This window comes from Metamycoplasma arthritidis (assembly GCF_900660715.1).
In the GTDB taxonomy this organism is placed as follows: Bacteria; Bacillota_I; Bacilli_A; order Mycoplasmatales; family Metamycoplasmataceae; genus Metamycoplasma; species Metamycoplasma arthritidis.
Genome location: NZ_LR215047.1, coordinates 464,635 through 480,486 on the forward strand (window position 1 = coordinate 464,635; position 15,852 = coordinate 480,486).

Consider the following 15,852-nt stretch of genomic DNA (forward strand, 5'->3'; position numbering starts at 1 on the left):
GCATAGATTATACCAAAGCCATTATAATTTTAGTAATATGCCAATTTATGAAGAAAAGAAGTCTAAGTTCATTAGTTACATCTTTGATGTGAATGATAAAAACGATATTAAAGAACTAAAACTTAAGCTAGCTAAAGAGCATAAAAAAGCCAAACACATTGTCCATGCTTATGTTTGTGAAAGCAATGGAATAAGAAGTGGAGGATATAGTGATGATGGTGAACCTCAGGGTGTTGCCGGCAAACCACTATATTCGCTACTAGAAACAAAATATCTAATTAACAAAGCAATTTTTGTAGTTAGATATTTTGGTGGTATTGAATTAGGTAAAAGCAACCTTTTAAGAGCTTACTTAAAAGCGGCATTACTAATTTTTGAAAGTTAGTTGGCATAAGTTAGAAAATTAAAGGCTTTGGAGAATTTGTTTACTTTCGGCATTATTCTTAGCAAGACGATTATATTTAAGTGTTAGTCCAAATTGCAGTCCATAAATTGTAATTGAAACAATTTGTCAAACAATCGCAGGAATTACTTCTCTTCAGGCACTAGAATGAACCCCTTTTAGGATGAAATATGTTACTCAAACACCATTGTTCATTAAATACACAATTGCCATTCAAATTGTTATGCCATGGAAACTTTTTTGTTTGATACAAATAACTAGTTGTGGTAAAAATGCAAATGTTGTTAATGAAGGGGCAATTGCTGCAAGAATGCCAATTTGTCCTTCGGTTAAAGTTGGAATATATTTTCGATTAGTGAAATAACCAATGGCTGAGAAAACAAAGAGAACTAGCAAACTAAGGAAAATCAACAATACAATGGCGATGCCAACCATGCCCGCTACAAAAGCACGTTTTGAGATATCTTTTTTATACTTATAAAGCAAAATCATTGTTCCTGTGTAGATTAATCCGCAAATGAAGTTTGCAGAAAATACTTGTCAGTATCCAAAACCTGAAAAAAGGCCGTAAGCGGTTCATAAAACAATTCCAATGTAGAACACTCAAAACGATGTAAAACTAATTTTTCCGGTTTCTTTTGACTTAGCTTGTTTGATTAATTGTGGTAAGCCTAATGAAATGGTTATTATAGCACCTAGAATTCCAAATATTTCTATCGCTCTATCCATAATATTTACAATTATATATTAAAAGTAAAAACCAATCACTAAATAACTAGGGAATTTAGGCATTAAACTTCTTTTGGTAAGTCATTTTTAGCAATTTAATGCGATTTTCAATTAACTTTTTTACGAAACGAAAATACGGGCGCTTACATGGAAAAATCGGATGATTCTTTAATAAAAAGCTATCAAGCTTTGAAAATCACTCTTTGTGGCGAGGTTGCAAGTATTTTTCTAGTTGTTCATCAAACGAAATGCCTACCTTAGAACTTCTTTTACTATAGTTATCCAGATATTTTTTGGCCAGTTTGTTATCAAAAAGAGCAAAATCAAAAACCAAACTACGACCATTATCAAAAATGGGAGCATTAGTTATTTTTTGATGACTAAAATTGTCAACTAGCAGGCCAAAATTACCAAGATGACGATCAACATTTAAAATTAACGCATCAAAAACCATTAAATCTTCTAATTCGTTTTTACCAAAAATTGTTTCAATGCTATTTTCTAATAATGAAAAATCAAGATTAATGGTTTTTTTGAAAATAAGTGAAAATGGCAAGTAACTAATAAACTCTGATGTAAAAATTTTGCATTTATTTATTAATTTATCATTGTATTTAATTACATCATATGCGACGTAGTTTAGCTCTAACGCTTTGGCAACTTGACTAGCAAAGTACTCGCTATAAATCTCAAAATTATCAGTTTGTTTAAGATTTTGCGAATTGCTTTTATATAAATATATGTTGTTTTCTTCTTTCACTCATGATTTTTTTAAGATGCCATTAGTAAAAAAATCAGGGCTAATTTTTTCAACAATTCTAGCTTGTTGATTACTTAGCATAATGCTAGTTAGATTGTTAGAAAAATTTGTATATAAATTAACTTCTTCTCATTTAAGATGTTGTTTTGTTTCAGGCACAACTCAAAAGGTGTCATCTAAATTTAGTCCATATGAAAATTCATATAAACTAAAAATGTCAAAATTACTACCAAAAATTTCTTGAAAGTTTTCGCGTGAAATTGGCAATGGGCGTTCAAATATTAAATACTCTCTAAGGTCTTCTAAAGAAGCGTCTTTTAAAAATGGTAGTAGATAATCAAAGCCTTCTAAGGGTTTTATATCTTCAATAGAATTTGATTTCCTATTAAAGATAAAACTAAAACAGTCATAGTCTTTATTTCTAAAGAAATATTTGCAATGCATAAGAAAATTATAACTTCTTTTTAATTGTAGTTGTCTGGATCACTAAATCCTGGTTTATTGATAATTTCGCTATATAGTTCGTCAATTTGTATTTTAAGCTCAGGATCAGAATTTTCAATTGTTTCGTATGCTCTAGCTTTGATGCGTTCTAGTCGTTCGAATGATTTTGGATAATTACCTTTTTCTAAAAATTTCTGATAAACATTTTGAAAATCAATTTCAACCATCTCAATAAATTGTTCAGCTGAATATTTATCGGGTACATTTTTCAAATCATCTTGCAACAGTCTTAAACCTTCTTCCATTTTGGCAGTTAGCTCAGGATTAAAAGGATCAATATTTAATTTATCAAGAGCATTCAACATTTCGGGAAACATTTTTTCCATTAACTCTCTACCATAACCATTTTTCAAAAAAGTATCATTTAAATCATCTAGATCAATTGGTGGCTCATCGTTCATCTTGTCTAAATCAGATGGTTTCAGAAAAACTTCGCTAGCCAATTTGTTCATTTTAGGATCAAAAGTTGAAGGCAAAATGTGATACCTTTTTTCAACTGGAAAAGCATCAGGATCAACAAAAGTTAAACAATAAGAAAATCGTAGGAAAATATCATCGATTAGATCTTGCTTTTCTTTAAAGTTAATTGTTCTAATCCTTAAATTGATTTTATCTCTAATTAAAGATGGAAAAAAAGTATAAATATTTGCTAGTGATTCATTTTTGACTACTAAACTCTTAAGATCTGGACGAGTCGTAAAGTAACTTAAATAATCTCTAAATTCTTTAATAAGGTGGTGAGCAATTGGTTTGGCAGTGATTTTAAAAGAAACACCAACACCAGTGAATAAATAAACATTCAATTGCATTTCAATTTCGTTCTTGCTTAAAGCATCAAATCATGGTGCCACATTGTTAGAACCGCTTTGAAAACGTTTATCAAACAAACAATTTTTTGGCACTTCTTTTACAAAATGTAAATCGTTAGATAATGAAAATCAAAAAGTATATAACGAACGACGTGGAAATCCAATTGTTAATAAAAAGTATTCTGCTATCTCGTTAAAAGAAGCATTGTCAGTTATATAATAACCATTATTTTCAGCAAGATTAATTAACTTTTGAACTGGAACTTTTCTAGTTTGCAACGAATCTAAACCTTGAGCTGCATTCTCAATATAAAAAGGGTCAATAAAAGTTTCAATTTCTTTAAAATTTAGGTAATAGTTGATTCCAACACGGTCTAATCTCATATATGTTATATTCTCCTGTTTGTTTTTTTATTTGTCAAATTCATGGAACAAGTATTTTTTTACAATATTTTTAAGCCTATATAAATAATCCAAAATCGCCTCGCCTAAACCATTTTGTTCAACTGCACTAGTATGGTATTTTGCGGCTTGTTTTGCTAGTAAAGAAGCATTTGCCATGGCATAACTAAAATTAGTTTCTTTAAGCATAGCAACATCATTGTTGCCATCGCCTATTGTCATTATTTCATTTAATTTGACATTTTTAATAAAATTGCGACTGACCAAATAATTTATTGCAAAAAATTTATTAACTCCACGCGGTAGAATCGTGATGTTTTTTTCATTTTGCACTATCTCAACATTTTCTAAATTTTCAAGTAATGTTAATGATGGTTTTTGGGAACTAGCGTAGATTTCGATTTTTGCCGGCATAAATTCATGTCCATCATATTTTTGTGGAATTTTAAATTCTTCTTTAGAGTCAAAATGATAACCATAAAGAATTTCATTGTTGGGATTATCTTTTAAATAAAAGTATTTTTCGCCATTTCAAAAGAAAGGATAAAGGTCGTTTTGTGTAGCAATTTCAATTACTTTTTGCAAAGTCTCATTATCAATTAAAGCTTCGAAGATAGTTTTATTATTAACTAAGTCAAAAATTTGTGATCCTTCAGAGCAAACTAGATAACTACAATTAAGTTTACTAGCCAAATTTTTCATTTTGCTAAAACAAGGATTGCCCGTACAAATATTAAAAAGAGCACCATTTTTAATAGCAAAATCAATGTCAACTAAAGTATCAGAATTAATTTGAAAATTACTATCATAAAAAGTGCCGTCAATATCGCTAAAAATTACGGGTACTTTGTCATTTGTTATTCTAAGCACGATTGCCTCTTTTCTTTTTAATAATTACGCTCGTTATAATGAAAACTAATAGCCCAACAATGGCAATAGTAGGTATCGTTCATTGAATAATGGTTCAAGTATGGCGTTCTTTGGCAAGAGCATTTTTAATTTGATCATGATTTTTAAAGCCATCTACATAAATTTCACGATAACCATAGTAGTAGTAAGGAACATCATTTTTTTTATTATTACGTGGTGCTAAATAGACACGGAAAAGCAATTTTAACTTGTCGACTTTTTGCATTGTGACAATTGCTTGATAAGTTTTTTCAAATTTAGCTTTATCTATGGTTTTATAAAAGTTGCTACTATCTTTTAAAAATAAGTTTTTGGTTGTGCCAGTTTTTTCATCTTTAAACGCATTAATAAAGTCATCAATTGTATAAAGTGACTTATCCAAATTAGAAGCGGTTAGGTCTTCGTAGCCAATTTTTTCAAAAGCTTGGCGATAAGTCTTATATTCATTGTCATTAGGTTCTTTTAAGACTGGATAATCACCACAAGAAACCATCACAGTTGGGCAAACAACACTTGCTACTAAGGAAGCTGAGGATAAAACGAGTTTTTTAGTTATTTTCATATAAGAATATTTTACCAATTATTGCTAATAAACTAAAAAAGGCTTGTCGCGATTTCAATGGGTAATTATTCTCTTGAACTATAATTGTAAAGAGAATATTAGAAAACAACACGACAAGGATAATAAGGAGTTATATGTTAATAGCTTTAATAATTTTAACTACAATTGCATTGCTAGGAATAATTGCTACAATTATTGTTCAATTGTATTTTCAAAAAAAGGCTTTAAATAAACCGCAAATCAAAAATGAAGAAATTGCTGAACAAATCAAAAACCAGCTTAAACCCGAATTAGAAACTATTAAGCGTGATATGAGTGATTCAATCAAAGAAGATCTAGTAAGAAAATTAAACGAGAATAAGGAGTTAGTTGAATCTAAGTTAAACTTTTTAAGTCAACGGTTCCTTGAAATTAATCAAAAAAATATTAGCAATCTTAACGAGGAACTTAAAAAGAGTCCTGAGGCAATTAATGTTAAATTTGATGATTTAAGAACTAACCTAGATAGAAAATTAAAAGACTTAAGCGAAGCGACCGATCGTCAAGTTGCCAAAATAAAAGAGGAAATCAATGAACACTTTAAATCGAAAGTTCAAGAAAAACTTGAAGAGCAATTTAAAGATATTCAAGATGAAATGTTGAAGTTAAGAACCTCTGTGACCGATTTTAAAACATTGCAAACTGATGTTCAAGAGTTAAACAAAATTTTTACTAATTCTAAATTGCGCGGCAACTATGGCGAGATGAATCTAGAAACACTTTTAAAAGACATGTTTACGCAAGATAATTGAGCAAAAAACGTTAATATTAAAAAATTAAGCGCGGATGAAGACAGTTTGAAAAACGCTACTATTGATCCAACAGAAGACGATATTAATTACAAAACCATGGTTGACTTTGTTGTTAAACATTATGAAAACAATGAGCTAAAATATATTCCTATTGATTGTAAATTCCCACTAGAAGATTATAATAGGTATCTTGAGACTGGAGATTTGAAATATAAAAAAGATCTAATTAGTCGTGTTAAAAAAATGGCAAAAGATATTGCTACAAAATATATTAATCCCCCGATAACTACCAATTATGCGGTTATGTATATTCCTTCAGAAAGCATTTTAGCAGAACTAATTGACGGACAAGACGGATTTGATGTCATATTGAATTTAGAAGAAAAAAAGATTCTTTGCCTAGGGCCATTACAAATTAATTTGTTTTTAAGTAATCTAAGATACAACACTAAACAATATCAAATGAATAAAAACAGTGAAAAAATACTAGCTTTATTTGAAAAAACAAGAAAAATATTCAAATCAACATTAGAAAATTTAGAAAAAACTAAAAATAGTAGTAATAAAATCACTGAAAATATTGAAAAAACTTTAAGAGATCTAGGGAAAATAAACAATAATTTTCTTGTCCTAGAAGGTAAGCCAAATTTATTAGAAAACTATGAAAATGGCGAACAAAATAAAGAAGAAAATGACGATTATTAATAAAATAACATGCTTAAATAATGTTCAGCTTAATAAGTTCTTCTAGTTTGTTTACAATTGCGTCACTATTACAATCGCCAATCACCTCAGTGGCGATTTTTTTAACTTCTGGAGTACCGTTTCCCATGGCGAAACTATACTTAGCTTTTTCTAACATCGGAAGATCATTATTAGAATCACCAAACGAGATTAGAGAATCGCAGTCAATATCTAAAATTTCAAATAATTTTTGGATACCAGTAAACTTAGAAGTACTAGGTCCATTTAAATCTCAAAATACGCGTGAAGTTATACGCGAAGAAAGCTTTGGAAACTTATTTTGATTTTCTTTTAACACTTTTTCAATTACTTCAGGGTAATGACGAAGAGCAATTTGTAAAATCACTTCGTTGTTTGCTTTAATACTTTCAATTGCCTCAGCATAAGAGTAGTGTTTACTCAAAGAAAAGTATTTTTTATCCTCGCTAGTTAAAAAGTTTTCGTTTTGACAGTAGTCCAAGATTGCATAGAAGTTTTCATTGGTAGAAAATGATAAGAGTGTGCCATTTTCCTCAGCAATGTCATTAGCAATTTTAGCTTCTTCTAAAGTAAGAAAATGGGGAATAAATACTTCATTAGTTGCAAGATTATAAATATCGGCCCCATTATTTAAAACTGCAAAGTCAGGTTTAAAATCACGATAATAGATTTCAGTATTTTTCTTACCTCTACCGGTAACAAAAGCAATTTTGTTACCTCTTTTTTGAATTCTTTTTAAAATGTTAATTTTCTTTTTGTTTAAAGTTTGGTCACTATTTAGTAAAGTGCCATCCATATCAAATGTTAAAAGTTTCATATTCCCACAATTATAAGAAAATCCAAAATTAAAAAATAAAAAATGACCCTTGTATTATTCAAAAGAGTCATTTCTCATTAAAAAGTTAGATAACTATTTAATAATTTTGGTAACTGATCCGGCACCAACGGTTCTTCCACCTTCACGGATTGAGAATTTGGTTCCTTCTTCAACAGCAATAGGTGAAATTAGAGTAACAGTAAATTGTACGTTATCTCCAGGCATAACCATTTCACGACCATCTTGGAATTTAATTCCTCCGGTTACGTCAGTGGTACGGAAGTAGAATTGAGGTTTATAGTTTTGGAAGAATGGTGTGTGACGTCCCCCTTCTTCTTTTTTAAGAACATAAACTGTTGCTTCAAATTCAGTATGAGGAATAATAGTTTTAGGTTTTGCTAAAACTTGTCCACGTTCAATTTCGGTTCTTTCAACACCACGTAGTAATAGACCAGCGTTGTCTCCAGCTTGAGCTTGTTTTAGGTTCTTACGGAACATTTCAATTCCAGTAACAACGGTTTTCTTGGTTGGTTTAATACCAACAATTTCAACTTCTTCGTTAAGTTGTAGAACACCACGTTCAACTCTACCGGTTGCAACAGTTCCACGACCAGTAATAGTGAAAACGTCTTCAATTGCCATTAAGAATGGTTTGTCAGTTTCACGTTTTGGTTCGTCGATGTAGTCATCAACTGCTTGAACAAGTTCCATAATGATGTCTTCGTATTTAGGATCACCTTGTAGAGCTTTAAGAGCAGAACCAGCAATAACAGGGGCATTGTCACCGTCAAAACCGTATTCTGATAGTAGTCCACGTACGTCCATTTCAACTAGACCTACCATTTCTTCTCTTTCGTCATCTTTAAACATATCGATTTTGTTTAGGAAAACAACGATTTTTGGCACACCAACTTGTTTTGCAAGTAGAATGTGTTCACGAGTTTGAGGCATAGGTCCATCGGTTGCGGCAACTACTAGAATTGCACCATCCATTTGAGCAGCACCGGTGATCATGTTTTTAACATAGTCAGCGTGGCCTGGACAGTCAACGTGTGCATAGTGACGTTTTTCTGAGTTATATTCGATGTGTGAAGTGTTGATAGTAATTCCACGTGCTTTTTCTTCAGGAGCATTATCAATAGAAGCATAGTCTCTAGCTTCTGATAATCCTTTTTTAGATAAAACAGTTGCAATAGCAGCAGTCAAAGTGGTTTTACCGTGGTCAACGTGACCGATTGTACCAATGTTAACGTGTGGCTTTGAACGATCAAAATCTAATTTAGCCATTTAATTTCTTTCCTTTCTATTTTGTATTTATTTTATTCATAAAAGATTAAACGCGTTTAACCACCATAGCACAGTCTTTCACCTGTATCCTGTCCAATTCGCGTTTATCTGGCGTTAATAATTGTACCAAATAATTAATATTTTTTTATTTAGCAATCAATATCAAAAAAATTACTTTTTTAATAAAGCAATGCTACTTATTATTTTATACTTTTAAACTTCAAAAAACTAATTGTCCTTAGGAATGGCAAAAATTTTCATTGTTTTTTTAAAAGTTTTGTTAGTTTCTTTATTTTTGATTTCAAAGTCAACTAATAAATGATCTTTACTATAAGAAATTTTGCTCTCTACTTGTTTAAATGAATTTAAATCTATTTTCATTTCGTATTTTTTAGCAAGCTCTTTATCGATGGATGCTTCAAAAACTTTTCTAATTGGTTTGCCAGAGTCATCATCATCTAAATAATTGTCAGTAGAAAGACTATTTAGAATTTCCACCAATTTTTTAATTTGATTAGCCGCGTCTAAATCTTTTAGTTCCGATTTTAGTTTGTTAATAAGTTCATTAACTTTGATTGTGAAATTGTTTTGATCAGGGTTCTTGGTTTCAAATTTTAAATATCCTGCTTGCGAAACCAAATCAAATCATTGTAGATCTCTTAAATAAATTGTTTTAGTGAACCCATTTACTTTATCAATCACATCGATTGCAAGGTGATATTTATTAGGGTGATCTTGCTCTTCATCAAATTGCTTAGCAATTTTAGATTCTTTTGAGTTTGCTTTGTAATAAAAATCTTTGCCTGGCTCTGTTAGCGAAAGATCAAAATACTTTTGTAAAAAGGCTAAATGACTAGAAGAATTTTGGTCAAGACTTTTAACTAAATCATGGAATTGCGCACTATCTAGCAGTTTGGCTTCATCTTTAAGAGCGTTAATTTTTAAAGGCGCGTCAGCGTTAGCGGTTGAAGCAAAGCCATAAACAAATCAATTAACTTTTTGATATTGGCTTTCCGATTTTAGCTTTCAGCGCAACTCTAGATGAATATTCGTTGGGCCATGATCGTGTGCGTAGTCTCAATTAAACTCTAGGTCATATTTGCTTTCATCAAATTCACCTTCTAAAGTGCAGTATTTACGAAATTCAGCAATTTGTTCTTTTAACGGTTTATTTTTAAGTTCTTTAAGAAGTTTAATTATTTCTGGGCTAGGTCAATTAGCGTAATCTTTTGCTGCTAAGTTACCAAATTTAAGACCTGCTGCTTCTATGTAAGTGTTTTCGTCATTACCTTCTTTAAATCCATAAACTCTTCATTCTACGGTGTGATTTGCACCCGAAGATTTACTAGTTACTTTAAAACTTAGACCTAATACCCCCGCACCAGCACTACTATGCTCAGCACTTAGGGTATATGAATATTTTTCTGTATCAATACCACTTATATCCATATGCGTATAAGGTTTGATAATTTCGGCAATTTCTGCTAATGAAGTAGCTTTTTTTAGTTTTTCTAAAACCTCATTGGGACTAACTTTATTTGCTTCACTATCAAGTCTATGATTGAACTTTAGACCATAATTGGTGAATGAAAAACCCGAAATTTCATAACTAAAATCTTTTTGCTCGTTGGTTTTAAGATTTTTAAAAGTATATTCAATAACTAAATTTCTACCCTTAGGTATAAGTTTTTTTATTGTTAGCTCAAAATTTTTACTATCATATCCCGAAATTTTTAGATCAGAAGTTTGGATTGCAGAAGATAATTTACTGCTCTTATTTTCGACATCAAATTTAACATTTTTAGCATGATCTTCTAAACTAGTATTTTCACATGAAGCGGCCACCAATGAAGCCACTAGCGTTGTTGACAGGGGAAACAAAATGGTTAATAATAACTTATTTTTTCTCATATATTTTACCTCTATTAAGCGAATTATTATTTTGCTGTTAACAAAAATTTAAGTATGTTTATCATACAAAAAATGTCATTATTCAAGAATTTTTGACATTTATTTTTAACTTGTATTACATAAAAAATTCTAAAATCGTAAAAATATTGATTTTAAAACTTGAAATTGCTATTTTTCTAAGTTAGAGTATAAAAAAGATGCTGTTTATAAGCATCTAGTTTATTTAGAAATTTTAGCTATTAATCATTTTCTTTAAAGACATCGTTTAGCACTTCTTGAATTCGATCAAGTTGCACTAAGGTGAAAGCACCATTTTTAGCTAAGGTAATACCGCCATTTTCTTCACTAACAACAAAAGTAGTAGCATCACAAACTTCAGAAAGTCCCATAGCTGCACGATGACGCGCACCGTAGCGGTTATCAATTGATTTTCTGGTGATCTTGTAGTAAGTAGCCGCATAGTAGATTTTATTATTTCTAATAACAATCGCGCCATCATGTAAAGGGCTGTGTTTATTAAAAATTGAAATAATTAGGGAGCTTGAAATATTAGCATCAAGAATTACACCATCAGTTCGTAAAGTATCTAAATTATTTTTATTTTCAATAGTAATAATTGCACCAGTTTTATTTTTAGAAAGAAATTGTAGAGCTTCTCTTAATTGGTGAATTAATCTAATTCTTGTTGATTGGCCAAATTCAATTTTGGTACTTCGAAATTTCTTGAGATTTTTAAAAGCAAGATATGAAAAATAAGCAATATTTAAAATTGCTATTAACATTACTAGTCCCAAAGTTAGGGAAATAATTACAATTAGTCATTTTTCCATGTTATCTTAGGTATGCCCTTTCACTTATCATCACTTATTTAGCCCAACAACGATAACTAGCATCAAAGCAAATAGAACAATAGTTGATCAAATAATTATTAGTTTTTTCGTAGTAGAAAATGGGCGAGTGGTTTGGGCATAAGGTGAATCCGATCAACGCTCATAATCAATATAGCTTTCATATTTGATGCGAATACGACGTTGACGTTTTCTTGACTCTTCTAATCCATCCCCATTAGCTTCATCCATGGTTTTCATTCATCTAATTTCTTTAAAAATTTCAAATACTTCCATTTCACTATATTCTTTATAAAACTTGGCATTCTTACGATAATGTTGAAATTCATTAATTAGCCGCGAAATATTATCCGAATCGGGGTCATAAGTTAAAGTACGTTTATCTTTTTGTTTTTCTGCATTAATTCTTTTCATATTTGCCCCTTTTTCAGTGTCAAATTTATAACACTAATTTTAACACTTTAAGTTATAATTTTCTAATTATAATAAAGTAACAAAAAAGGAATTCCATGAAAAAAACAATTAAAGATTTGAACCTAAAAAACAAAAAAGTAATTCTAAGAGTTGATTTTAATGTTCCTATTTCTGATAACAAAGTAATGGATGTTAAAAGAATTGAAGCGGCATTGCCAACAATTAAATATATTTTAGAAAACGGTGCAAGCATTATTTTACTTTCACACTTAGGTAGAGTAAAAACTGAAGAAGATAAGAAAACTAAATCACTTGAAATTGTTGCTAAAAAATTTGCTTCAATGATTAATACGGAAGTAATTTTTAGCAAGGAAACTAAAGGTGAAGGCGTTAAAGAAATGGCTAAAAATCTAAAACCAGGCCAAATTCTAATGCTAGAAAACACTCGCTTTGAAGACCTTAATAATAAAGCCGAATCAGGTAATGATCAAGAGCTCGCAAAATTCTGAGCAAGTTTAGGGGATGTATTTGTTAATGATGCTTTTGCTACTTCACACCGGGCACATGCTTCAACGACTGGAATTGCAAACTATGTAAAAGAAAGCGCCTTAGGATTTTTAATGAACGAAGAAGTTGTTCATCTTTCAAAACTACTATCTGGCTTTGAACGGCCATTTGTTGCCATCATTGGTGGTGCTAAGGTAAGTGACAAAATTAAAGTCCTAGAAAAGCTATTTACTATTGCTGATAAAGTTTTAATCGGCGGTGGGATGGCATATACTTTCCAAAAAGCGATGGGTAAAGAAATTGGACTTTCGCTTTACGAAGAAGATCGTGTAGAAATGGCCAAAAAATATTTAGAAGAATATAAAGATAAAATTGTTTTACCAATTGATAATGGTATTTCTAAAGAATTTGCTAACAACCCCGTTGTATATACCGACCCTAATAATTTAGTAATTCCTAGTGATTACATGGGATTAGACATTGGCCCAGAAACTATGAAACTATTTGCTTCAGAAATACAAAAAGCCAAAACTATTTTCTGAAACGGACCCGTTGGTGTTACTGAATTTAGTGAATACGAGGTTGGAACTCGCGAAGTAGCCATTGCGATTGCAAAAAATCAAAGCGCTTACTCTGTTGTTGGTGGTGGCGATTCAGTTACAGCCATTAATAAACTAGGATATCAAGATAAATTTAGTTTCATTTCAACCGGTGGTGGTGCTTCAATCGAATTTGTACAAGGCAATAAACTACCAGGCATTGAAGCAATTCAAGATAAATAATTAGACTTATATGTGAAAAACTCGCAAAAATATGAAATTATTTCCAAAAGATATATGCGAGTTTTTATTTTCATGAAATTTACCTTAAATCAATGTGGTCATTGGCCTTCTTAATTTACAATTAAAGCAGTTATTAAAAGTAGGAGAAAAAATATTAATGAAAACTTGAAAAAAATTACTGTTATCATCACCTGTTTTAGCACCTATTGTACTAGCACCTATTGCAGTAGCGGCTTCATGCGACAATTCTAAAAAAGTAAGTGATCTAGAAAAACAACTACAAGAAGCTAGAGAAAAACTTAAAAAAGCTGAAGTTGACGCCGAAAGATACAAAAAGGTTGGTGCAGCTTATACTAATGCTTGAAACACCTTCTCAATTGACAAAGACGCTATGACTAGTGGCCAATACAAACATGCTAAATTACTTTTCCAAAAAATGATTCAGCAAACAAACATTGACACAAACAAAGTTAATAAAGACACTGGAGTAGTATCTAATCCTGATTCAGGCAAACGCATTCCTGTAGTGTTTATGGACATTGATGATACCATTCTAAACAATTTTGCATATCAAAATTGACTATTAGTGGAAGGCAAATCATACGAAGCTGAAAGTTGAGATCAATTTGTACAATCTAAAACTGGAAAAGCCATTAAAGGAGCCATTGAATTTATTAAGTGAGTTTGAGAAAACGGTGGTGTAGTCATGTTTAACTCAAACCGTAAGCAAGGCACTCAGCTACAAGCTACACGCGAAAATCTAAAAGCATTAGGACTTGATGAAAAATATTTAAAAGATTGAGTTTGATGAATGAGTGGCACAAACACAAAAGATGCTAAACCTTGAACAAAATCTGATGGAAAAGATTCTAAAGAAGAAAGAATGCACACTGTTGACACAAAATCATTTGATCTATCAGCATATGGTTCAAGCAATAATGTTTCGCTAGTTACTGTTATGAAAATTGGTGATGACTTAAACGATTTTCATGATAATGCTACTAAACGTCAAGACCAAGCAACTGTTAATAAAGCATTCAAAGAATATGAACATCTTTTTGGCAATGATGACACAGCTAAAAAAGGTAAATATTACGATCCTAAAACTAAAGCTTGAAAAGACACTGACTTCGCTACAAGTTACATTCATATTGGTGGCAATGCTTCTTATGGGGGATGACTATATTCACTTTTCAAAAGCCATAATAGTGACATTGACATACTACTAAAAAAATTAAGTGAAAGTGCTTGAAAACCCGCTGCTTAAAATACTCATAAAATCATAATTGCCAAATGGCTTTAATAAGCTATTTGGTTTTTATTTTTATAAAAACAATGAGCAACTGAATATAATATTAAATTACTGATTAAGAGGTATCAAAAAGTGAAAAGATTAATAACAAGTGAAAGTGTGGGAGCGGGCCATCCTGATAAAATTTGCGATCAGATTAGTGATGCTATTTTAGATGCGATTTTAAAAAAAGATAAAGACGCCAGAGTGGCATGTGATGTGCTTGCTAATAATAACTTAATCTACATCGGCGGACAAATTAGTACCAAAACCTATGTTGATACGGTAGCGGAAGCATGAAAAATTCTAAAAAAACTAGGTTATCAAGACCAGGATTTTATTATTACTAACGGTATTCAACCCCAAAGTGCCGACATTGCAATAGGTGTAGATAAAACTGAAAAACATGAACTTGGTGCGGGTGATCAAGGGATTTTGTTTGGATATGCTACTAATGAAAATAAATACTATTTACCTTGAGCATTAGTCCTTAGTCACGAGTTAGTTAAAAGAGCAGAAAGATTAAGACTTGCTAAGAAATTCCCATATGCTAAAAGTGACATGAAAAGCCAAGTTACACTTGAATATGACACCGAAATTAAAAAATTTCAGGTTGAAAAAGTATTAATGTCAATTCAGCATGAAGAAAATTTTGATTTTGACAAATTTAAAAGATTTATCAAAGAAAATATTGTTGATTACGTTTTAAAAGAAAACAATTTTAACTTGGATTATGAATTTTTATTAAACCCAACAGGGCGATTTGTAATAGGGGGACCCGTCGGTGATACAGGCCTCACTGGTAGAAAAATCATTGTTGATACATATGGTGGTTTTGCTCATCACGGTGGCGGGGCTTTTAGCGGTAAAGATGCCACTAAAATCGATAGAAGTGCAGCTTATATGGCAAGATATATCGCCAAAAATATGGTTGCAGCGGATGTCGCTGAACAATTCGAGCTTCAATTATCATATGCGATTGGTTTGTCTCGTCCTCAAAGTATCTTTGTAAATACCTTTGGTGCTTCTAAATATTCCGAGGATAAAATCATCACGACAATTAATCAAATTTTTGATCTAAGTGTCGAGGGAATTATTAATAGTTTAAATCTAAAAAATGTTTCTTATTTGCCCTTGGCTACATTTGGTCATTTTGGTAGAAACGATTTAGATCTTCCTTGAGAAAGGTTAGATAAAGTTGACGAAATTAAGAAATTAATTGAAAAATAACTTCTTTTTTCAAAAAAACTTTAATAAAAATTAGCGAGGCAGTTACTTGCCTCGCTAATTTTTATATATTTAGAAAAAGTTGAAATTTGAATAAATTACCATATAAACTTCTTAATTTTATTTTTCAAACATTTAAATTTTTTAGTTTTTTATCTAATAATTCTTGAAATTTA

At 30.9% G+C, this 15,852-nt stretch carries 15 protein-coding genes; 5 read left to right on the forward strand and 10 right to left on the reverse strand.

Annotated elements, in window-relative coordinates:
- Positions 1 to 37: 37 nt before the first annotated feature.
- Positions 38 to 385, forward strand: coding sequence for a YigZ family protein (locus EXC42_RS01920; RefSeq protein ID WP_012498292.1), 348 nt, complete (start codon positions 38 to 40; stop codon positions 383 to 385).
- Between the two features lie 18 nt (positions 386 to 403).
- Here the strand turns inward: EXC42_RS01920 and EXC42_RS06125 are convergent, their stop codons facing one another.
- The 5 genes from EXC42_RS06125 to EXC42_RS01945 are packed head-to-tail and all read right to left on the reverse strand — an operon-like array spanning position 404 to position 5,078.
- Positions 404 to 1,132 (reverse strand): PQ-loop domain-containing transporter, encoded by a 729-nt coding sequence (locus tag EXC42_RS06125; protein ID WP_012498293.1) that lies wholly within the window; start codon positions 1,130 to 1,132, stop codon positions 404 to 406.
- A gap of 55 nt (positions 1,133 to 1,187) precedes the next feature.
- Positions 1,188 to 2,336 (reverse strand): HipA family kinase, encoded by a 1,149-nt coding sequence (locus EXC42_RS06130; protein WP_012498294.1) that lies wholly within the window; start codon positions 2,334 to 2,336, stop codon positions 1,188 to 1,190.
- A gap of 20 nt (positions 2,337 to 2,356) precedes the next feature.
- Positions 2,357 to 3,589 carry a hypothetical protein gene (locus tag EXC42_RS01935; RefSeq protein WP_012498295.1) on the reverse strand — a complete coding sequence of 411 codons (1,233 nt, stop codon included), beginning with the start codon at positions 3,587 to 3,589 and terminating at the stop codon, positions 2,357 to 2,359.
- A gap of 27 nt (positions 3,590 to 3,616) precedes the next feature.
- Positions 3,617 to 4,477 carry an HAD-IIB family hydrolase gene (locus EXC42_RS01940; RefSeq protein WP_012498296.1) on the reverse strand — a complete coding sequence of 287 codons (861 nt, stop codon included), beginning with the start codon at positions 4,475 to 4,477 and terminating at the stop codon, positions 3,617 to 3,619.
- Positions 4,470 to 5,078: a hypothetical protein gene (locus EXC42_RS01945; protein WP_012498297.1), complete on the reverse strand. Its 609-nt coding sequence runs from the start codon at positions 5,076 to 5,078 to the stop codon at positions 4,470 to 4,472. Before EXC42_RS01945 ends, EXC42_RS01940 begins: the two co-directional genes overlap by 8 nt.
- Positions 5,079 to 5,212: 134 nt before the next feature.
- On the opposite strand from EXC42_RS01945, the gene rmuC reads away from it, so the two are divergent.
- The gene (rmuC, locus tag EXC42_RS01950; RefSeq protein WP_012498298.1) at positions 5,213 to 6,574 is read left to right on the forward strand and encodes a DNA recombination protein RmuC; all 1,362 of its coding nucleotides are present in this window, start codon (positions 5,213 to 5,215) and stop codon (positions 6,572 to 6,574) included.
- 13 nt (positions 6,575 to 6,587) lie between these two features.
- On the opposite strand, the gene EXC42_RS01955 is transcribed toward rmuC, so the two are convergent.
- The 5 genes from EXC42_RS01955 to EXC42_RS06140 form a co-directional block, all read right to left on the reverse strand.
- Positions 6,588 to 7,409 (reverse strand): Cof-type HAD-IIB family hydrolase, encoded by an 822-nt coding sequence (locus tag EXC42_RS01955; RefSeq protein WP_012498299.1) that lies wholly within the window; start codon positions 7,407 to 7,409, stop codon positions 6,588 to 6,590.
- 93 nt (positions 7,410 to 7,502) lie between these two features.
- Complete coding sequence (gene tuf, locus EXC42_RS01960; RefSeq protein ID WP_012498300.1) at positions 7,503 to 8,696, reverse strand: elongation factor Tu; 1,194 nt, start codon at positions 8,694 to 8,696, stop codon at positions 7,503 to 7,505.
- 228 nt (positions 8,697 to 8,924) lie between these two features.
- Entirely contained in the window at positions 8,925 to 10,607 is a 1,683-nt protein-coding gene (locus tag EXC42_RS06135; protein ID WP_012498301.1) for a hypothetical protein, read from the reverse strand.
- A 239-nt stretch (positions 10,608 to 10,846) separates the two neighbouring features.
- A complete protein-coding gene (locus tag EXC42_RS01970) occupies positions 10,847 to 11,437 on the reverse strand; it encodes a diadenylate cyclase (RefSeq protein ID WP_012498302.1) in 591 nt (196 codons plus the stop codon).
- Between the two features lie 24 nt (positions 11,438 to 11,461).
- Positions 11,462 to 11,869 (reverse strand): hypothetical protein, encoded by a 408-nt coding sequence (locus EXC42_RS06140; protein WP_012498303.1) that lies wholly within the window; start codon positions 11,867 to 11,869, stop codon positions 11,462 to 11,464.
- A gap of 95 nt (positions 11,870 to 11,964) precedes the next feature.
- Here EXC42_RS06140 and EXC42_RS01980 point away from each other — a divergent pair, with 95 nt between their 5' ends.
- From EXC42_RS01980 to metK, 3 genes are all read left to right on the forward strand, one after another.
- Positions 11,965 to 13,158, forward strand: a complete 1,194-nt coding sequence (locus tag EXC42_RS01980; RefSeq protein WP_012498304.1) for a phosphoglycerate kinase — start codon at positions 11,965 to 11,967, stop codon at positions 13,156 to 13,158.
- A gap of 157 nt (positions 13,159 to 13,315) precedes the next feature.
- Positions 13,316 to 14,425: an HAD family acid phosphatase gene (locus EXC42_RS01985; protein ID WP_012498306.1), complete on the forward strand. Its 1,110-nt coding sequence runs from the start codon at positions 13,316 to 13,318 to the stop codon at positions 14,423 to 14,425.
- 117 nt (positions 14,426 to 14,542) lie between these two features.
- Positions 14,543 to 15,679: a methionine adenosyltransferase gene (gene metK, locus EXC42_RS01990; RefSeq protein WP_012498307.1), complete on the forward strand. Its 1,137-nt coding sequence runs from the start codon at positions 14,543 to 14,545 to the stop codon at positions 15,677 to 15,679.
- Positions 15,680 to 15,852: the final 173 nt, after the last annotated feature.